This window comes from Aureimonas sp. AU4 (assembly GCF_001463765.1).
Lineage (GTDB): Bacteria > Pseudomonadota > Alphaproteobacteria > Rhizobiales > Rhizobiaceae > Aureimonas.
This window is the reverse complement of record NZ_BBWK01000008.1, coordinates 19,600-38,007: the sequence shown is the minus strand read 5'-3', so window position 1 is coordinate 38,007 and position 18,408 is coordinate 19,600. Positions and strand designations below refer to the sequence as shown.

Sequence of the window (18,408 nt, the reverse complement as noted above, 5' to 3'; positions counted from 1 at the left end):
CGACGAGGAGCGCGACCGCGCAAGGTGAACGCGGGAACCGTTGGGTGCCACGCGACTTTCGCCCAGCATGACGCATCCGCAAGACGCCACGCTTCCCGATCTGGAACGGCAGGACATCGAGCTGGCGGAGGCCGCCGGGCGTCATCGCCACCGGCCGCTCGTGCGCTGGGCCGGGTGGGCGAGCGAGATCGCGGACCAGCCGCAGCTCGCCGCGATCTGCGGTGCGACGATGGCGGCCGGGCTCGGGTTCCGGCGCCTCGATCTCGTGGGAACCGGCGCGCGCATGCTCGCCGCCCATGCGCTGGCGACCGCGGCCAAGGGCTGGATCAAGGACCGCGTCCGGCGCAGCCGACCCGAGGTCGTGATCGAGGAAGGTCATTACGAGCGCGAGGCGGGCGACACGCACGATCCGGACGAGCGGTCCTTTCCCTCCGGCCACACGGCGGGTGCGGTGGCGGTCGCCGCCGTGGTGTCGGTGCGCGTGCCATGGCTCGCCCTTCCCGCCTTCGCGCTGGCGGCCGGCGCCTCGCTCGCGCAACTGCCTCGCGCGAAGCACTACCCTTCGGATCTGGCGGCCGGCACGGTCATCGGCCTTGCCGCCGCCGCGCTCTCGCTCGGCCTGTTCGACCTTGGGGCACGCGCGACCCGCCGCCGCTAGTCCGCGTCGCCGCCGTCCTCGAACAAGGTCGCCTGAGCCCCCTGCCAGCCGCCCGGCACCGCCATGCCGATATGCTTGAAGGCGTGCGCGGTCATCATGCGGCCGCGCGGGGTGCGCTGGATGAAGCCCTGCTGCAGGAGATAGGGCTCGACGATGTCCTCGATCGCGTCGCGCGGCTCGGACAGGGCGGCGGCGATCGTCTCGATTCCGACCGGACCGCCGCCGAAGTTCAGCGCGATCAGGTCGAGATAGCGGCGGTCGAGCTGGTCGAGCCCGAGCGAATCCACCTCCAGCCGCGTCAGCGCCTCGTCGGCGATGCGGCGGTCGACGATCGGGGCCTCGGCCATGGTGGCGAAGTCGCGCACGCGCCGCAGAAGCCGGCCCGCGATGCGCGGCGTTCCGCGCGCGCGCCGCGCGATCTCGGACGCGCCGTCGTCCCCCATGGGAAGATCCATCAGCCGCGCGCCGCGCTTCACGATGTGTTCGAGTTCGGGAACGGTGTAGAAGTTGAGCCGCACGGGAATGCCGAAGCGGTCACGCAAGGGTGTCGTCAGAAGGCCGATGCGGGTGGTGGCCGCCACCAGCGTGAAGCGCGACAGATCGATCTTCACCGAGCGCGCCGCCGGGCCCTCGCCGATGATGAGGTCGAGCTGGAAATCCTCCATCGCGGGATAGAGGATCTCCTCCACCGCCGGAGACAGGCGATGGATCTCGTCGATGAAGAGGACGTCGCGCTCCTCGAGGTTCGTCAGGAGCGCGGCCAGGTCCCCCGCCTTGGCGATCACCGGACCCGAGGTCGAACGGAAATTGACGCCGAGTTCCTTGGCCATGATCTGCGCGAGCGTCGTCTTGCCGAGGCCCGGCGGGCCGACGAAGAGAACGTGATCAAGGGCTTCGCCGCGCGTCTTCGCGGCCTCGATGAAGACCTTGAGGTTGGCGCGCGCCGCCGCCTGGCCGACGAACTCGTCCAGCCGCTGCGGGCGCAGCGAGGCGTCGACATCCTCGCCGTGCTTCTCGGGCGTCAGGAGGCGGGTGGGCTGGCTCATGGGCTTAGGGCCTCGACTTCAGACGATGGATCAACGGCTGAGCACCTTGAGCCCCGACCGGATCAGAAGGGTGGCGGGCGCGTCCTCGCCCGCCTCGCGCAGCGCGACCGCGACCGCGTTGGCGGCCTGGTCGCGCGAGTAGCCAAGGTTCACCAGTGCAGACACGGCGTCCGTGACGGGCGCGGCCGCGACCCCCTCGCCGATGTCGCGATGGAGCGTGAAGCTTTCGGCGGACGCCGCGCCCGAATAGGCCGGCGCCTTGTCCTTGAGCTCGGCCACGATCCGGGCGGCGACCTTCGGCCCGACGCCCGGCGCGCGCGAGATGGCCGCCTTGTCCTGCAACGCGATGGCGCTGGCGAGGTCTCCCGGCGACAGCGTGCCGACGACGTTCAGCGCGACCTTCGTGCCGACATGCTGGACGACGAGAAGCAGGCGGAACCAGGCCCGCTCGGCCTCGGTGGCGAAGCCGTAGAGCCGGATCATGTCCTCGCGCACGTAGGTCTCTATGAACAGGACGGCGGCCTCGCCGGGCCGCATGTTCTGCAGCGTGCGCGCGCCGCAGAAGGCGAGATAGCCGACGCCGTGGACGTCGAGCACCACGTGGTCCTCGCCGACCTCGTCCACGGTGCCCTTCAGCTTGCCGATCAAGGGTGCGTCTCCGGGCAGATGAGGTCGAGATCCGGGAAGTAGGTCCGGTAGCGGAAGCCGTCACGCGTCAGGAGGCGGTGACCACCGATGCGGGCATGGGCACCGATCAGGAAGTCGGGCAAGGTCCGCTCGTGCCGCCCGCTGCGCTCGCGGTGGCGGCGGTGCGCCTGGCCGGTAACGAAGGCTATCGCCTCGCGCGACCACAAGGCCCCCGGCAGGGCACGCTCCAGGTCTTCGGCCGTATCGAACTGACAGCTCAGTTCGGCGGCGACCACGGCGTTGACGACAAAGGGTGCATGCGGCGCCAACTCGCTCAAACGCACCGCGGCCCATTGGAAGAAGCGCCCCGGAACAGGCCGGACGATGTCGATCAGGACGTTCGTGTCAACGAAGATCGAGGTCATCGAAGGGTCCGCGTGTCTCGTCCATGATGTCCTCGGTGGTCAGCCGCCCGTTGCCGCTACCGGAAGCGGAGCGCAGCCAATCTTCTACCGCGCTGCGTTTGCGCGCTGCGTCATCGAGCTTCACAAGGCGAACGCCATCGCCCTCCGCCACGAAATCCACATCGCTGCCGGGCCCTATGCCCAAACGCTCCCGCACCGCCTTGGGAACGGTCACTTGGCTCTTCTCGGTCAACCGCACGACACGTCTCCGTAATACCGATGGGTATTACTCATTGTTCCACCCGGAACAAGTCCAGAACATCTAGAGGCCCGCAAAGGCCGCGCGCGCCTGAGCCGACTGGCGGTGGTGGGCATGGCAGATGGCGATGGCGAGTGCGTCGGCCGCGTCGCTCGTGTTGAAGGTGGCCTTGGGCATGAGGACCTTCACCATCATGTGGATCTGCTGCTTCTCGCCGTGGCCGACGCCGATCACCGCCTTCTTGACGGCGTTCGGCGCGTATTCGGCGACCGGCAGGCCGGCGAGCGCGGGAACCAGCATGGCGATGCCGCGCGCCTGGCCGAGCTTCAGCGTCGCGACGGCGTCCTTGTTGACGAAGGTCTGCTCGACCGCCGCCTCGTGCGGACGGTGATCGGCCATGACCGCCTGCAGCCCGTCATGCAGCTGGCGCAGGCGGATCGCCAGGTCGTCGTCCCCTTCCGAGGTCACGGTCCCGGAGGCCACGAACCGCAAGGAGTTTCCGACCGTCTCGACGACGCCCCACCCCATCCGGCGCAGGCCCGGATCGATGCCGATGATGCGAATGACGCGCTCCTGATACATGACCCGTCTCGTCCGTCTCTAACCCAAGGAAGGCCGTGTTAGAAGACGAATCGTGAACGAAGCGGAAACGAATGAAGGACGTGCCGTGGACGGTCGCCGCTGCAAGGCATCGACTCAAACGTTCGTGCCACATAGAGAAATTCGTAGCATGTCCTCCTCATGATGGCGGAAATCCTCCTCCGGCGAAGGCGCCATGCTTCTGACATCCCGCTTCCGCCGCGACCGGCGCGCGAGCATCCCGATCATCGCCGCGTTTCTCCTGCCGGTGCTCGTCCTGATCTCGGGCGGCGCGGTGGATCTGGTGGTCCATGAGCGCGGGCGCGTCGCTCTGCAGGATGCGCTCGACCGGGGCGTCCTGGCGGCAGCCTCGCTCAACCAGACCGAAGACCCGACCGAGGTCGTGCGCTCCTTCCTGAAGAGCGTGCCCAACGGCGACGCCGCCTCGCTCAGCGTCTCGGAGGTGAAGACGCTCACGATGAGACAGGTCACGGCTTCGGCCTCGATCGACTATTCGACCAGCTTCCTCAAGCTCGCCAATATCGAGAACCTCGCGATCAACGCGTCCTCGACCGCGGAGGAGCGGCGCAGCAACGTCGAACTGTCGCTCGTTCTCGATATCTCGGGCTCGATGCAGGACAACGGCGGCATGACGCAGCTGCGGCCGGCCGCGAAAAGCTTCCTTGACGTCGTCCTGAAGGAGGATTCGCGCCCAACCACCTCCGTCAATATCATCCCCTTCGCGGGACAGGTGAATGTCGGCAAGGACGTGTTCGAGTACATCACGAGCGCCGCCTACAACGGGCGTATCCTCCCTTACTGGCGCAAGGAACACGATCAAAGCTGGTGCGTAGAGATGACGAAGGGCGACTTTTCGTCAGGCACCCCGGTCTTCTACGATCGCGATCAGACTCCGCATTTCAGCTATTACAACATCAGCGCGGCGCCCAAGCAGCCGTGGTGGTGCCCGACCGGGCCGACCATCACCTACATGACGAACGACCTCGTCACGCTGAAGGCGAAGATGGACGCGCTGCAGCCCTATGACGGGACCGGCACGGCCTACGGCATGAAATGGGCGGAGCTCCTGCTCAACCCTTCGATGCGTGCGACCATCCAGTCGATCCGCACAAAGGGCTACGCACCGATTCCGTCCGCCTTTTCCGCCCGCCCCTCGGCCTTCGATGACAAGGAAACCCTGAAATTCATCGTCCTGATGACCGACGGCCAGATCGGCTTCCAGCCCCGGCCGACGGACGCCAATGTCACGCCGGACCGGTGGGAGGTCACGACGCGCAACATCAGCGGCAACGATGCCAATAAAAAACCCTATGCGACCACGACCAACGATTACAAAAATCGCTTCAACGCCTTCACCGATACGGAAGCGACGGGTTTCTACAAGACCGTCTGCGACTACACGAAGCTCGAGAAAATCAAGATCTTCACGATCGCCTTCAAGGTTTCGAACGACGTCGCCGCCAACATCGCCAAATGTGCCTCGGATCCAACCTACGCCTACAAGGTCGACGGCCTCGACATGTCGGCGGCGTTCCAGTCGATCGCGGCTCAGATGCAGCAGCTGCGGATCACAAGGTAGCCGATGGGCTCGGCGCGCACGTTCTTTCTGAACCGAAGCGGGGCGACGGCGCTCGAATTCGCCATGGTCGCCCCCTTGTTCTTCGGGCTCGTCTTCTCGACCATAGAGACCGGCTGGATCATGGTCCGCTCGACCGCGCTCGACCGCGCGCTCGACATCGCGGTGCGGCAGGTGCGCATCGGCGCCGAGCCCGACCAGGCCGCGATGAAGGCCTCGATCTGCGAGAACATGAAGCTCGTCGTGCCCGCCTGCGCGTCGGCGATGGTGGTCGAGATGACGACCGTCAAATCGGCCTCGGACATCCCGCTCAGCGGCGCCAAGTGCCTCGACCGCGGCAGCACCGTCGCCACCACCGGCGCCTACACGACGGGCGCGGAACAGGAGACGCTCTTCGTGCGCGCCTGCCTCGTCGCCGATCCGTTCACGCCGCTCATCGGCGTGGCGCTGGAACTGCCCAAGGACTCGCTCGGCGGATACTGGCTGGTGGCAAGCTCGGCCTTCAAGAAGGAGCCGAAGAAGGGAACATGACGGCTGGGCGGCTTCCCTTGCGCTTCCGACGGGACGAGGGTGGCGTCGCCGCGATCGAGTTCGCCATCATCGCGCCGCTGCTCGTCGCCCTTCTCCTGGGCGCGGTGACCCTCTACGACCTCTTCCGGGCCTCGCACATCGCCGAGAAGGCGACCTTCACGACCGCCGACATCATGTCGCGCGAGAACTCGACGTCGACCGACAAGATCGGCACGAACCGCGCGATCTTCGTCGCCATGTCACGTCATGCCGCGAGCGACACGACGTTCCGCGTCACCAGCATCAAGCGCCAGGGCAAGAATTTCACCGTCTGCTGGTCGGACGCCCCGTCGCCGCTGGTCAAGATGGTCGACGCGACCATCCCGACACCCCAGATGCCGCTGGTCGCCGATGGCGACACGGTGCTCCTCGTCGAGACCACGGTGCGCGCCACGCCGCTCTTCGACTCGGTCGGCCTTCCGGCGATGACGCTCGCGAACTTCTCGGCGATCCGCTCGCGCACGGGCGGACCGATCAAGAACGAGTCGGTCCCCTCCGCACCCTGCTGAGGCCGCCGTCGTGCCTCAGGCGGCCGAGAGCTTGGCCATCACCTCCTCGTCCACCTCGAAGTTGGCGTAGACGTTCTGCACGTCGTCGTCGTCCTCGAGGTTGGCGATGAGGCGCAGAACCGACTGCGCCTTGTCCTCGTCCACGGGCGCGGTGGTCTGCGGGCGCCAGATGATCTTGACGCTCTCGGCCTCGCCGAGGCTCTTCTCGAGCGCCGAGGAGACATCGTTCAGGTCGCCGAGGGCGGTGATGATGCGGTGGCCGTCCTCGTCGGACTGGACGTCGTCGGCGCCCGCCTCGATCGCCGCCTCCATGACCTTGTCGGCGTCGCCCGCCTTCGCGGGGTAGACGATCTCGCCGACGCGGTCCCACAGGAAGGACACCGAGTTCGTCTCGCCCAGCGCGCCGCCCGCCTTGGTGAAGTAGGAGCGCACGTTGGAGGCGGTGCGGTTGCGGTTGTCGGTCAGTGCCTCGACGATCACCGCGACGCCGCCCGGCCCGTAGCCCTCGTAGCGCACCTCGTCGTAGTTGTCGGTGTCGCCGCCCAGCGCCTTGTTGATGGCTCGCTGGATGTTGTCCTTGGGCATGGACTGCGCCTTGGCGTTGGTAATCGCCAGGCGCAGGCGCGGGTTCATGTCGGGGTCCGGCATGCCCGTCTTGGCGGCCACCGTGATCTCGCGGGCGAGCTTGGAGAACATCTTGGAACGGACCGCATCCTGTCGGCCCTTGCGGTGCATGATGTTCTTGAATTGGGAATGACCGGCCATCGGACACCTTCTCGTTCGGGTGGGTTCGTGAGGTGGGCTGGTATAAAGCGCCCGGCCCCGCGCCGTCCAGCAACGGGAAGCGCGATCGGGGCCGGCCGGGCTCCCGGAAATATGACTTCGCGCGTCGAACGGTCCGTGAAACGCTGCGATCCCGAGACCCGTCCCGGTCCCGTCGCCGAAAGGCCCTGCCGATGCGCCTTGCCCTCGCCGTCCTTGCGCTCGTTTTCGCAGGACCCGCGCTCGCACAGGAGGGAATCTCCTCCTGCCTCGCGGTCGCGGACCGACTGCCCGGCGTGCGCGTCGCCCAGCTCGGCGCTCCCCCGCCCCATCGCGCGGCACGGGCGAAGGCCGGCGACACGGTCCGCATCACCTATGCCGCGCACGCGACCTACCTCGTCGAGAGCCCGGATGGCGTGCGCCTTGCGACCGACTATGCCGGTTACGCCGGGCCGGGCCCGACCCCGGACATCGTGACGATGAACAAGGCGCACGGCACCCACTACACGGACACCCCCGACCCTGCGATCGGCACCGTGCTGCGCGGCTGGAACCCGGCGGGCGGCGCGGCTCGGCACAACGTCACGGTCGGCGACATCCTCGTGCGCAACGTTTCGACCGACATCAACCGCTTCGGCGCCTTCGAGGCGGACGGCAACTCGATCTTCATCGTGGAGGTCGCAGGCCTGTGCATCGGCCATCTCGGCCACCTGCATCATCAGCTAACAGACGAGGACTACGCCGCGATCGGGCGGCTCGATGTCCTGATGGTACCGGTCGACGGGTCCTGGACCATGAGCCAGCGCGGCATGGGCGAGATCGCCGAGCGCCTTCATTCCTCGGTGGTCCTGCCGATGCACCGCTTCCGCACGCCGATCGAGCGGTTCCTGGAGCAGATACCGGACTTCGCGGTGGAGCGGCGGCCGGAGCGATCGATCGAACTCTCGGCCCGTACCCTGCCGCGCCGGCCGACCGTGATCCTCCTGCAGGGCGTCTAGACCGCCGCGTCGTCCCAGTCGTCGTCGCCCTCGTCCTCCTCGAGGAGCGCCAGAAGCAGCTCGCGCTCCTCGTCGTCGTCGAGTTGCACGAACGAGGCGCGACGAAGATCCGCGGCCTGCGGGTGCGGAAGGCGCAGCGGCATGGGCGTCGAGACGGCGAAGGATATGAGCGCCACGAGCGCGCAGAGAAGATGGCGCAGGGCCTCGTCCGCCCGGCGCCCTCCGTTCCCTGCATCCGCTCGCTCATCCGTCATGGCGACCCCCGTTGCCTGCCGTCTGTGTCGGCGATGCTGCGGTGCGAATGCGGCGGATGAAAGGGTTAACGCCAGAAGTCCGGGGCGCTCTCGGAGAGCCTCGGTCCGAGCCGCACGGCCGCGACCCTCTCCGCCAGCCCCGTCCGGTCCGAGATCTCGACCGCGAGGCCGCAGATCGTCGCCGGCCCCTCGGCCGCCTCGAAGCGCCCGCGCGGAACCCGCGTCAGGAAGCGGTTGAGCGGTTCCTCCTTGTCCATGCCGAGCGAGGAGTCGTAGTCGCCGCACATGCCGGCGTCCGACTGGTAGGCGGTGCCGTTCGTCAGGATCTGGTGGTCCGCGGTCGGCACATGGGTATGGGTTCCCACGACCACCGAGACGCGCCCGTCGAGGAAATGTCCCATGCTCTGCTTCTCGCTCGTCGCCTCGGCGTGGAAGTCGAGGACGATCGCATCGGCCTGCTCGCCGAGCGGACAGGACGAGACGATCGTCTCGGCCGCGCGGAACGGGTCGTCGAGCTCGGGATGCATGAAGGCGCGGCCCATGACGTTGGCCACCAGAACGCGTGCGCCCGAGCGCGCCTCGAACAGGCCCGAGCCGCGCCCCGGCGTGCCCGGCGGATAGTTGGCGGGCCGCAGGAAGCGCTCCTGGCGCGGGGCGAAGGTCAGCGCCTCGCGCTGGTCGAAGACGTGGTTGCCCGTCGTCACGACGTCGGCGCCCGCCGAAAGCGTGCGCTCCAGGATGTCCTCGGTGATCCCGAAGCCGCCGGCCGCGTTTTCACCGTTCACCACCACGAAGTCGAGCCGCCAGCCCTCGATGAGGCCCGGCAACCGCTCCGCCACGGCGGTGCGGCCGGACCGGCCCACCATGTCGCCCAGAAACAGGAACCGCACGCTTTCTCCTTTTCGTCACGCCCCTCTTCAGCACAGGTCGGCGATTCGGGCACGCGCGATCAGGAGGACGCGAGGGCCGACTTCGCGCTCTGGAGCTTGTCGAGCGCGCGGCGCACCGCCGGCCGCTCGCCGACCCGGTCCGCCCAGGCGGCGAGGTTCGGGAAGTCACCTCGCGCGTCCAGCCCCTTGAGCCCGGACACGGCCCAGCTCCAGTTCATGACGTCGGCGATCGAATAGTCGCCGGCCAGCCACTCGCGATCCTTCAGATGCGCGTCGAGCACGCCGAGCAGCCGGCGCGACTCCGTTTCGAAGCGGCGGATCGCGAAGTCGGAGCGCTCCTTGGCGTTGCGGAAGTAGTGGACCTGCCCGATCATCGGCCCCGTGCCGCCGGCCTGGAAGAAGGTCCAGGACAGTGCCTCGCTGCGGTCGGGCCCGCTCCTGGCAAGCAGCCGTCCGCTCTTCTCGGCGAGATGGATCAGGATCGCGCCGCTCTCGAAGACGCGCTGTCCGGTCTCCGTGTCGCGGATCGCCGGGATGCGACCGTTCGGGTTGATCGCAAGAAAGTCCGATTCCTTCTGTTTTCCCGTCGAGATGTCGAGGAGGCGCAGCTCGTAGGGCAGTTCGCACTCCTCCAGCATGATGATCGGCTTCTCGCCGTTGGGCGTCGTCCAGGTGAAGAGTTCGATCATCACAGCATCTCCTTCCCATGTGGGGTCGGGCGGGGAGCTAGGGCGGCGTCGCCCCGGCTTCGAGCGCCCGGCGCCCCGAAAGACAGACCCGACGTGCCCCGCCTCATTCCCCTTCTCTCCCTTCTGCCCGCCCTCGCGCTCGCGAGCTGCCTGTCCGCCGGCCCGAAGACCCCGGCCAGCCTCGTGCGGCCGATCACGATGGACCGCGACGCCGGGCTGCGCGCCGTGAACGCCTTCCGCGCGGAAAACGGGCTCAAGCCCTTGAGCGTCAACGCCCAGCTCGACCTTGCCGCCTCGCGCCAGAGCGAGGCCATGGCACGGGCCGACCGCATGGACCATCAGGTCGCGGGCGCCCTTCCCGGCCGTGCCGAGCGCGCCGGCTACCATTGGGGAACGGTCGCGGAGAATATCGGGCGCGGCTATGCCGACTACGGCGCCGCGATGAAGGGCTGGATCGGCTCGCCCGGCCACCGGCGCAATCTCCTGAACCCGAACGTCACCGAGATCGGCTTCGCGGGTGCCCGGATCGGCGAGGACGGCACGCGCTACTGGACGCAGATCCTTGCCACGCCCTCGAAGCGGACCGTCGCTAGCGCGTCCGAGAAGCCGCTGCGCTGGGGACCAGAACTCCGTTTTCCGTGATCACCGCGTCAAGCGTCTGGTCCCGCTCGTCGGTCGGAACCCGCTCGACGAGCTGCGCGGAAAAGCCGAGCCCGACCACGAGAACGGGCCCGCCCTGGCGGACGCGGGCGATCGCGCGGTCGTAGAAGCCGCGGCCGTAGCCCAGGCGGCGGCCGGCGCCGTCGAAGGCCAGAAGCGGGGCGAGGATCACGGCCGGCGCGATCTCGGCCGCCTCGGCGCCGGGAGCGTTCGTGCCGAAGCCCTGCGGCTCCAGCGCGTCGCCCTCCGAGATCCGGCGGAAGCGAAGCTCCTCGCCCTCGATCGCGGGCACGCCGACAACCCGCCCCGTTTGGCGAAGAAGAGAGACGAGGAGCCCCGTGTCGACCTCGGAGCGGATCGCGAGATAGGCCGCGACCGCATGGCGCTCCTCGGGGAGAAAGGCGAGCGCGTGGCGTGTGATCGCAAGGGAGTCGAGCGAGCGGTCGCTGGGATCCAGCGCGTCGCGCCGCCGGGCGGCCTCGACGCGCAGCGCACGCTTCTGCGCGGCGACGTCCTCGACCGGCGTCACGACGCGGGCCCGAGGGCGGGAGGGGAGGAGAAGCAAATCAAGCGGCGGACCACCTCGGCCGATGGAAACAGTCGATCCCGGGAACCTACAGAGTAGGTGGGCGCCGTGTGTCCCGGCCCAGGGGCCGGGTCAGGGACAGCTCCCTCAGGGATGCGTAAGGCCCCGGGGAATAAGTCGTCCCTGTCGCGCCGCGCAGTCCGCCGAGACAGAAGATAGGCGAGTTGGACCTCGCTGACCAGTGGCCTCAGGCGCCGTGGTAGCGTGAAGCCGGTTTGTCGCGGGACGCGTTCGCCCAGCAGGCCGCCTCGGCCTCGACATAGGCGTCCCAGGTCGACACGTCCGGCAGCGAGGGAATGCAGACCGGCTCGCCCATCTCCAGCGCCCGCAGCGAGGCAACCACGAGATCGTCGGCCTGCATGACGCGCTCGGCCGGAAAGCGCGCCAGATCGTTGCCGGCGACCGCGTGGAAATCGGTGGCGATCACGCCGGGGATCAGGAGCTGGACCTCGACGCCCGTCCCCTCGGCCTCGACCTGCATGGTGCGGGTGAAGGCCATGACGAAGTTCTTCGACGCGCCATAGCCCGCGTTGCCGGCGAAGGCGGCAAAGACCGTGCCCGACGAGACGTTGACGATGCGCCCGCGCCCCAAGGCTCGCATGGCCTCCATCGCGGCATGGGAGAGCTGGGCGAGCGCCACGACGTTGACCTGGATCATGTCGGCGAGCGCGGCGGGGTCGAGTTCGGCGACCATGCCCCTGGCCGCATAGCCCGCATTGTTGATCAGGAGGTCGATCGCCGGTTCCGCAGCGAGCCGCTCGGCCACGGTCGCCACGCCCGCCGGATCGGCGAGATCGGCCGGCAGGACCTCCACCTCGACGCCATGCGCGTCCCGGAGTTGCGAGGCGAGCTCGTCCAGCCTGTCCCGCCGCCGCGCCACGAGAACCAGCGCGCAGCCCGTGCGCGCCAGATGCTCGGCATAGCTGCGGCCGATGCCGGCAGAGGCTCCGGTGACGAGTGCGCGCGAATGAGATGCCATGGGAAACCTCGGGAAATGCGAACCGGACGACGGGCGGCTGAAACGAATGCGCCGCAGTTGGCGCACCGGCCCTTGCGGTCAACCGTCGAGTTCGCTGGCCGCCGAAGCGTCGGTTCCTCGCGCAGGCTCTGGCACGGCTCCCCGCCCTGCCCCTTGCGCCTTCCGCTAGCGGCGGTAGTCCTCGAGCTTCGCGCTGATCTCGTCGAGGACGTCGGAGACGCCGTTCAGATGCTCGGCGAGACGCCGGTCGCCGGCCTCGCCGCCGCGCGACAGGTCGCGCTCGCGCTCGCGCGCCTCCGCGAGTTCGGCCTCGAGGTCGGCGATGCGGCCTCGCGCGTCGGACAGCTCGTCGCTCGCCATGATGCCGGCCATGATGGCGAGGCGCTGGTCGCCGATCTCGCCGAACGACCCGCGCAGTTCGTTGATGCGCGCGTCCATCTGCGCGGCGAGCTGGACGAGATGCTCCTCCTCGCCCTCGGCGCAGGCCATGCGGTAGGTCTTGGCATCGATGGTGACGACGATCTGGGGCATGGGTCGGGCCTTCTGGCGGAGGGGATCAGGCGCGACGGGAGAGGACGTCGCGAATCGCCTCCATCGCCGTCACGAGCCGGCGCGAGACCTCGCGGTTGGCCGTTTCCAGACGCTCGGCGCGGGTCAGCGCGGTGTCGAGCTCCGAGGCAAGGCGCGAACGGTCGGCGGTCATGCGCTGGACCTCCTCCTCGGCGCCGTCGGCCACTTCCTGGCGCACGACGCGCGCTTCGGCCGCCCGCTCCAGGCGCTCGATCGAGCGCTGCAGGCGCAAAGTGGCCTCGTCCAGGCGGTCGCGCGTCATGCCGTCCCCTCTTGCGGGCGTCGCTTGCGGCATCGCGCCCGCCCCGGTTTGGGTCGCGATCCTCATCCATCGCTTTAACGCGACTGGCCAGCGAGGAAAAGGCGGCTTGCGAGCCGGCGTTGACAAGGCTCCGCCTCTGGGGCCATGCGAAGGCCGCCGCGCGGCGCGCCGCTCCCAGACGACGCGCCAGCCGGCCCTTCGAGGGGTGTTTGCGTGCCGCGACCCGACGTTCCGATCCCCGCTCCCGCCCCTTTGCGCGCGCACGCCGCGCGTTAAACCCCACCCGTGCCGGTCGTCCCGACCGGATCGCTAGGAGAGTTCCCATGGCAGTTCGCGTCGCGATCAACGGATTTGGCCGGATCGGCCGCAACGTGCTTCGCGCCATCGTCGAGTCGGGCCGCACCGATATCGAGGTGGTGGCGATCAACGATCTCGGCCCGGTCGAGACCAACGCCCACCTGATCCGCTACGATTCGGTCCATGGCCGCTTCCCCGGCACGGTGACGGTCAAGGGCGACACGATCGACGTCGGCCGCGGCCCGATGCGCGTGACCGCCGAGCGCGACCCCAAGAACCTGCCCTGGGGCGAGATGGGCATCGACATCGCCTTCGAGTGCACGGGCATCTTCACCGATCCCGCCAAGGCCTCGGCCCATCTCGAGGCCGGCGCCAGGAAGGTCCTGATCTCCGGCCCCCTCACGAAGGCCGAGAACGAGAAGACGATCGTCTTCGGCGTCAACCACGACACGCTGACGGCGAGCGACACGATCGTCTCCAACGCCTCGTGCACGACCAACTGCCTCGCGCCGGTCGCCAAGATTCTCGACGAGACGGTCGGCATCGAGACCGGCTTCATGACGACGATCCACTCCTACACCGGCGACCAGCCGACGCTCGACACGATGCACAAGGACCTCTACCGCGCCCGCGCGGCGGCCCTGTCGATGATCCCGACCTCGACCGGCGCGGCCAAGGCGATCGGCATCGTCCTGCCGCAGCTGAAGGGCAAGCTCGACGGCTCCTCGATCCGCGTGCCGACCCCCAACGTCTCGGTCGTGGACTTCAAGTTCACCGCCAAGCGCGACACCACCGTGGAAGAGATCCAGAACGCCATCAAGGCGGCGGCCGACGGCCCGCTCAAGGGCATCCTCGGCTACACGCTCGATCCGAACGTGTCGCACGACTTCAACCACGACCCGCACTCCTCGGTCTTCGCCATGGACCAGACCAAGGTGCTCGGCGGCAACTTCGTGCGCATCCTCTCGTGGTACGACAACGAGTGGGGCTTCTCGAACCGCATGTCGGACACCGCCATCGCGATGCACAACGCCAAGTAACGACCGGAGCGCGGGCGGCACGCCATCGGCGCCCCGCCCGCGCTCGCCTCGTTTCCCCGGCCGCCATCGGGGCGGCCCTCCCCTCGGAGCCCGTCCCATGAATCCGTTCAAGAGCCTCGACGACGCCGACCTCTCCGGCAAGCGCGTCCTCGTGCGCGTGGACCTCAACGTGCCGGTCAAGGACGGCCGCGTGTCGGATGCCACACGCATCGACCGCGTCCTGCCGACCATCCGCGAGATCGCCGACCGGGGCGGCCGCGTCGTCCTGCTGGCCCATTTCGGCCGGCCGAAGGGCAAGCCCGACCCCGCCCAGTCGCTGCGCCCGATCGGCGAGGCGCTGGCCGAGAAGCTCGGCAAGCCCGTGGGCTTTGCCGAGGACTGCGTCGGGCCGGTCGCCGAGGGCATCGTCGCCAACATGAAGGACGGCGACGTCCTCCTTCTCGAGAACACGCGCTTCCACGCCGGCGAGGAGCAGAACGACGAGACCTTCGTCTCGCAGCTCGCCTCGCTCGGCGACGTCTACGTCAACGACGCGTTCTCCGCCGCGCACCGCGCCCATGCCTCGACGGAAGGGCTCGCCCATCACCTGCCCTCCTATGCCGGCCGCACCATGCAGGCCGAGCTGGAGGCGCTGGAGAAGGGTCTCGGCAAGCCGGAAAAGCCCGTGATCGCGATCGTCGGCGGCGCGAAGGTCTCGACCAAGATCGACCTTCTTCAGAACCTTGTCGCCAAGGTCGACTGCCTCGTGATCGGCGGCGGAATGGCGAACACCTTCCTCGCCGCCCTCGGCAAGAACGTCGGCAAGTCGCTCTGCGAGCACGACCTCGCCGATACGGCCCGCACCATCATGGCGGCCGCCGAGAAGGCGGACTGCATCGTGCTCCTGCCGGTGGACGCGGTGGTCGCGCGCGAGTTCAAGGCGCATGCCGAGACGCAGACCGTCTCGGTCGACGCGGTTCCGGCGGACGCCATGATCCTCGACGTCGGCCCGGCCAGCGTCGGGCAGGTCAAGGAATGGATCGACAAGTCGAAGACGCTGATCTGGAACGGTCCGCTCGGCGCCTTCGAGATTCCGCCCTTCGACGCGGCGACCATGGCGGCGGCCCGCCATGCGGCCGCGCGCACGCGCGACGGCCAGCTCGTCTCGGTGGCGGGCGGCGGCGACACGGTGGCGGCGCTCAACGCGGCCGGGGTCGCGGACGATCTGACCTACGTGTCCACGGCGGGCGGCGCCTTCCTGGAGTGGATGGAAGGAAAGCCGCTTCCCGGCGTCGACGCGCTGCGCGCCTGAGCCGACCTCACCCTGCGGCAGCTCGGCCACAGAGCTGCCGCAATCGCGCGGCGATCCCCGCTCCGCACCGCATCCGCCCTGTCGCCCCGTCCCGCTCTCGCGCATGGTCGCATCCGACCGGTTGGGAACAGGCCGGCGATGGGGAGACGCTTCGCATGACCCGCCTGAAGAGCCGCGCCGTCCTGGCCGCCACCGCCGCGCTGCTGACCAGCGCCACCGCGATGCCGGCGCTCGCGCAGGTCGCCGGCCCCGTGATCAGCTTCGGCGACTCGCTATCGGACAACGGCAACCTCTTCCTCATCAGCGGCCGCCCGGCCTCGCCGCCCTATTTCGCGGGTCGCTTCTCCAACGGGCCGGTCTTCACCGAATACCTGAACGGCGGCCCGATGCAGCAGGCCGGCGCCGCAACGCTCGGCGGCATCCGCATCAACCCTGAACTCTCGCAGAACTACGCCTTCGGCAACGCCCGTACCGATCGTCTGGATGGCCTGCGCCCGCCTGGCATCGGGGCGCAGATCGACGCCTTCGTCCTGCAGGACGGGCGCTTCGGCGCGAACGACGTCGTGACGCTCTACGGCGGCGCCAACAACATCATCCAGGAGATCAACACGCCCGGCGCGACGGCCGCCCTGGTCGGTGCGGAAGCGGTGGCCTCGGCCGGAGACGTCGCGGCCTCGCTCGCCCGGCTCGGCAGCCTCGGCGCGCCGACCGTCGCGGTCCTGAACCTGCCCGACATCGGCGCGACGCCTGCCTTCTCGACGTCGCTGCAGGGCTCGGTCGCCGCGACGCTCGCCACCAACGCCTTCAACACCGCGCTCGAGACCGGCGTCCGCCAGGTCGCGGCGACGCTGCCCAACACCGACGTCGTTCTGGTGGACATCCAGCGCGTCGGCGCGCTGATCCTCAGCGACCCCGCTCGCTTCGGCCTCCTGAACGCCCGCGACGCCTGCCTCTCGACGCCCGCCTGCGCCGCCGCGCCGACCAGCGTCCAGAACACCTTCGAATACTGGGACGGCATTCACCCGACGACCGCCGTTCACCGCCTCTTCGCGCAGACCGTCGAGGACTACCTGTCGGTCGGCACGTCGGCCTCGGCGGTCGGCTCGCTGACGGAGACCGCGCTGCTGGAGCGCATGAGCGCGAACGACGCCCTGCGCGATCGCGCCCGCCTCGCCGCGCTCCAGGTTCCCGCGCCCGTCACGGGGTCCGATGCCGCGATCGCGGTGCCCTTCTCTGATGTCTACGTCTCGCTCGGCGGCAGCCGCTTCGAGCGCGACGGAGCCAACGACTACCGCTTCGACAACGGCACCGTGCGGATCGGCCTCGACCACCGCTTCAGCGACAGCCTGCTTCTCGGTGGCGCGCTGTCGGCCTCGACCGGCGAGGTGGACGAGGCGCGCCTGTCCTACGACACGCGCTCGTTCGCGGCCGACCTCTACGCCACGGCCCTGTTCGGCTCGGCCTACGTCACGCTGTCCGGCGGTGTCGCGCACCAGGACTACGAGGACCTCGACCGGCAAACGCTGATCGACACCGTGGTCAACCGCGGCACCGATTCCAACGGCGTCTCGGCCAATGTCGGCCTCGAGGCCGGCTACGGCTTGCGCGCCGGGGCGCTCACCGTCACGCCCGCGCTCGGGCTCGACTACCTTTATGCCGACGCCGACGGCTACGGCGAGACGGGAGCCGCGGCGCAGATCGTCTACGGCGACACGCAGCGCAACGCGCTCCTCGGCTCGGCCAACCTGCACCTCGCCTATGCGACCGAGCTGGGCGGCCGCCCGCTCGCCCTCACCGGCCGCATCGGCTACGAGGACATCCTCACCGAGGACGACGCGCGCGTCTCGGCGCGCATCGCGGGCGGCATCAGCCGCGCCCGTTCGGCCCGGCTCGATGATCTCGCCGCGCGCGGTTTCGTGGCGGGCGTCGGCGTCGATGCCGGACTGACCGACCGCCTGTCGCTGACGGGCCGCTACTCCGTCGGCACCAGTTCCGACATCGACATCAGCCATGTCGGCGAGGTCGGGCTGAAGCTGCGCTTCTGACATCCCGCCCGAGCGGCGCGCCGACGCGCCGCCCTTCTGCTGCGAGCCCGCCCGCCCTATAAAGCTGGCGGTTCGAGACGCCGATCCGGCGCGCTGAAGGAGGATGACGGGCGTGAGAATGGCGGTGCAGTCCTGGCTGCTCTACCCGGTCTATGTCTGGCAGGGCCTTGGCCTTCGCCGCCGCATCGAGCGCATGCCACCGCCGCCCGGCCCCTGCCAGGGGCATCTGGGATCGGGCGAGCCGGAGATCCGGTTGCTCGTCCTCGGCGATTCGTCGGCGGCCGGTGTCGGCGTCGCCACCATGGAGGAGAGCCTCGCAGCCCGCCTCGCCGAGCGGCTCTCGGTCCTGTCGGGCCGGGCCGTGTCCTGGTCGTCGCGCGGCGCGAACTCGGCCACCTCGGCCGAGGTGCGCGACTTCGTGGTGCCGAACCTCGACCGCGAGCCCTTCACGCACATCCTCCTGTCGATCGGCACGAACGACGTGAAGAACTGGCATTCCGCCCGCCGCTTCAAGCGCTCCTTCGGCACGCTCCTCTACGCCCTTCGCGCCCGCTGGCCGGAGGCGCGCATCGTCTGGTCGCCGCCGGTCGACATGCGGCGGGTGCCCGCTCTCCCGAGAGGCCTCGCCCGCGTGCTGGCGCTGCGCGCTGCGCTTCTGGAGCGGCTCGGACGGCGCCTTTGCATCGAGCGCGGCATCGTGCCGGCCACCACCTTGCCCCGCGTCGAGCCTGCCGGCTTCTCGCGAGACGGATTCCATGCCTCGGCGGAAGGGGCGGCCTACACGGCCGGGCACCTCGCCGGCTTCATACTGCCGGAGCGGCTCGCCGGGGCCTGAG

23 protein-coding genes and 1 other RNA gene are annotated in these 18,408 nt (G+C 69.1%); 10 read left to right on the top strand and 14 right to left on the bottom strand.

Annotated elements, in window-relative coordinates:
- Positions 1-67 precede the first annotated feature (67 nt).
- A complete protein-coding gene (locus AUL35_RS03930; RefSeq protein WP_062012221.1) occupies positions 68-658 on the top strand; it encodes a phosphatase PAP2 family protein in 591 nt (196 codons plus the stop codon).
- On the opposite strand, the gene ruvB is transcribed toward AUL35_RS03930, so the two are convergent.
- From ruvB to ruvC, 5 genes are all read right to left on the bottom strand, one after another.
- Entirely contained in the window at positions 655-1,704 is a 1,050-nt protein-coding gene (ruvB, locus tag AUL35_RS03925) for a Holliday junction branch migration DNA helicase RuvB (protein WP_062012219.1), read from the bottom strand. The two genes, AUL35_RS03930 and ruvB, sit on opposite strands and share 4 nt — an antisense overlap.
- Before the next feature lie 30 nt (positions 1,705-1,734).
- Positions 1,735-2,352 carry a Holliday junction branch migration protein RuvA gene (ruvA, locus tag AUL35_RS03920; protein WP_062012217.1) on the bottom strand — a complete coding sequence of 206 codons (618 nt, stop codon included), beginning with the start codon at positions 2,350-2,352 and terminating at the stop codon, positions 1,735-1,737.
- Positions 2,349-2,756, bottom strand: a complete 408-nt coding sequence (locus tag AUL35_RS03915; RefSeq protein WP_062012215.1) for a type II toxin-antitoxin system VapC family toxin — start codon at positions 2,754-2,756, stop codon at positions 2,349-2,351. Before AUL35_RS03915 ends, ruvA begins: the two co-directional genes overlap by 4 nt.
- Positions 2,737-2,994: an AbrB/MazE/SpoVT family DNA-binding domain-containing protein gene (locus tag AUL35_RS03910; protein WP_062012213.1), complete on the bottom strand. Its 258-nt coding sequence runs from the start codon at positions 2,992-2,994 to the stop codon at positions 2,737-2,739. Before AUL35_RS03910 ends, AUL35_RS03915 begins: the two co-directional genes overlap by 20 nt.
- 63 nt (positions 2,995-3,057) lie before the next feature.
- Positions 3,058-3,576: a crossover junction endodeoxyribonuclease RuvC gene (gene ruvC / locus AUL35_RS03905; RefSeq protein ID WP_062012211.1), complete on the bottom strand. Its 519-nt coding sequence runs from the start codon at positions 3,574-3,576 to the stop codon at positions 3,058-3,060.
- 193 nt (positions 3,577-3,769) lie between these two features.
- Between ruvC and AUL35_RS03900 the strand changes: the two genes are divergently transcribed.
- From AUL35_RS03900 to AUL35_RS03890, 3 genes are read left to right on the top strand one after another with little or no spacing between them, the layout of a single operon-like run.
- Positions 3,770-5,173, top strand: a complete 1,404-nt coding sequence (locus tag AUL35_RS03900) for a TadE/TadG family type IV pilus assembly protein (protein WP_062012209.1) — start codon at positions 3,770-3,772, stop codon at positions 5,171-5,173.
- A 3-nt stretch (positions 5,174-5,176) separates the two neighbouring features.
- Positions 5,177-5,701 carry a TadE/TadG family type IV pilus assembly protein gene (locus AUL35_RS03895; protein ID WP_062012207.1) on the top strand — a complete coding sequence of 175 codons (525 nt, stop codon included), beginning with the start codon at positions 5,177-5,179 and terminating at the stop codon, positions 5,699-5,701.
- A complete protein-coding gene (locus AUL35_RS03890; RefSeq protein ID WP_062012205.1) occupies positions 5,698-6,249 on the top strand; it encodes a TadE/TadG family type IV pilus assembly protein in 552 nt (183 codons plus the stop codon). The genes AUL35_RS03895 and AUL35_RS03890 overlap by 4 nt, the downstream gene beginning before the upstream one ends.
- Positions 6,250-6,264: 15 nt before the next feature.
- Here AUL35_RS03890 and AUL35_RS03885 read toward each other — a convergent pair whose 3' ends face one another.
- Entirely contained in the window at positions 6,265-7,014 is a 750-nt protein-coding gene (locus AUL35_RS03885) for a YebC/PmpR family DNA-binding transcriptional regulator (RefSeq protein WP_062012203.1), read from the bottom strand.
- A 191-nt stretch (positions 7,015-7,205) separates the two neighbouring features.
- On the opposite strand from AUL35_RS03885, the gene AUL35_RS03880 reads away from it, so the two are divergent.
- The gene (locus tag AUL35_RS03880) at positions 7,206-8,009 is read left to right on the top strand and encodes an MBL fold metallo-hydrolase (protein WP_192847035.1); all 804 of its coding nucleotides are present in this window, start codon (positions 7,206-7,208) and stop codon (positions 8,007-8,009) included.
- Here AUL35_RS03880 and AUL35_RS03875 read toward each other — a convergent pair.
- From AUL35_RS03875 to AUL35_RS03865, 3 genes are all read right to left on the bottom strand, one after another.
- Positions 8,006-8,263: a hypothetical protein gene (locus AUL35_RS03875; RefSeq protein ID WP_062012201.1), complete on the bottom strand. Its 258-nt coding sequence runs from the start codon at positions 8,261-8,263 to the stop codon at positions 8,006-8,008. The two genes, AUL35_RS03880 and AUL35_RS03875, sit on opposite strands and share 4 nt — an antisense overlap.
- 65 nt (positions 8,264-8,328) lie before the next feature.
- Positions 8,329-9,153, bottom strand: a complete 825-nt coding sequence (locus tag AUL35_RS03870; protein WP_062012199.1) for a TIGR00282 family metallophosphoesterase — start codon at positions 9,151-9,153, stop codon at positions 8,329-8,331.
- A gap of 59 nt (positions 9,154-9,212) precedes the next feature.
- Positions 9,213-9,842 carry a glutathione S-transferase family protein gene (locus tag AUL35_RS03865; protein WP_062012197.1) on the bottom strand — a complete coding sequence of 210 codons (630 nt, stop codon included), beginning with the start codon at positions 9,840-9,842 and terminating at the stop codon, positions 9,213-9,215.
- 93 nt (positions 9,843-9,935) lie between these two features.
- Here AUL35_RS03865 and AUL35_RS03860 point away from each other — a divergent pair, with 93 nt between their 5' ends.
- Positions 9,936-10,484 carry a CAP domain-containing protein gene (locus tag AUL35_RS03860; RefSeq protein ID WP_062012195.1) on the top strand — a complete coding sequence of 183 codons (549 nt, stop codon included), beginning with the start codon at positions 9,936-9,938 and terminating at the stop codon, positions 10,482-10,484.
- Here AUL35_RS03860 and AUL35_RS03855 read toward each other — a convergent pair.
- From AUL35_RS03855 to AUL35_RS03835, 5 genes are all read right to left on the bottom strand, one after another.
- A complete protein-coding gene (locus AUL35_RS03855; RefSeq protein ID WP_192847034.1) occupies positions 10,432-11,031 on the bottom strand; it encodes a 5-formyltetrahydrofolate cyclo-ligase in 600 nt (199 codons plus the stop codon). The genes AUL35_RS03860 and AUL35_RS03855 overlap by 53 nt on opposite strands.
- Positions 11,032-11,073: 42 nt before the next feature.
- Positions 11,074-11,233, bottom strand: a non-coding RNA gene (gene ssrS, locus AUL35_RS03850) — 6S RNA.
- Positions 11,234-11,275: 42 nt separating this feature from the next.
- Complete coding sequence (locus AUL35_RS03845; RefSeq protein WP_062012193.1) at positions 11,276-12,067, bottom strand: SDR family oxidoreductase; 792 nt, start codon at positions 12,065-12,067, stop codon at positions 11,276-11,278.
- Between the two features lie 165 nt (positions 12,068-12,232).
- A complete protein-coding gene (locus AUL35_RS03840; RefSeq protein ID WP_062012191.1) occupies positions 12,233-12,598 on the bottom strand; it encodes a cell division protein ZapA in 366 nt (121 codons plus the stop codon).
- Positions 12,599-12,623: 25 nt separating this feature from the next.
- The gene (locus AUL35_RS03835; RefSeq protein WP_062012189.1) at positions 12,624-12,899 is read right to left on the bottom strand and encodes a DUF4164 family protein; all 276 of its coding nucleotides are present in this window, start codon (positions 12,897-12,899) and stop codon (positions 12,624-12,626) included.
- 323 nt (positions 12,900-13,222) lie between these two features.
- Here AUL35_RS03835 and gap point away from each other — a divergent pair, with 323 nt between their 5' ends.
- The 4 genes from gap to AUL35_RS03815 all read left to right on the top strand — a co-directional run bounded on the left by gap (position 13,223) and on the right by AUL35_RS03815 (position 18,407).
- Complete coding sequence (gene gap, locus AUL35_RS03830; RefSeq protein WP_062012187.1) at positions 13,223-14,236, top strand: type I glyceraldehyde-3-phosphate dehydrogenase; 1,014 nt, start codon at positions 13,223-13,225, stop codon at positions 14,234-14,236.
- A gap of 97 nt (positions 14,237-14,333) precedes the next feature.
- On the top strand, positions 14,334-15,527 hold the full coding sequence (gene pgk / locus AUL35_RS03825) for a phosphoglycerate kinase (protein WP_062012185.1): 1,194 nt from the start codon (positions 14,334-14,336) through the stop codon (positions 15,525-15,527).
- 155 nt (positions 15,528-15,682) lie between these two features.
- Positions 15,683-17,572, top strand: a complete 1,890-nt coding sequence (locus AUL35_RS03820; RefSeq protein ID WP_062012183.1) for an autotransporter domain-containing protein — start codon at positions 15,683-15,685, stop codon at positions 17,570-17,572.
- A gap of 103 nt (positions 17,573-17,675) precedes the next feature.
- Positions 17,676-18,407 carry an SGNH/GDSL hydrolase family protein gene (locus AUL35_RS03815; protein WP_156417820.1) on the top strand — a complete coding sequence of 244 codons (732 nt, stop codon included), beginning with the start codon at positions 17,676-17,678 and terminating at the stop codon, positions 18,405-18,407.
- The last annotated feature ends 1 nt before the right edge of the window (position 18,408 follow it).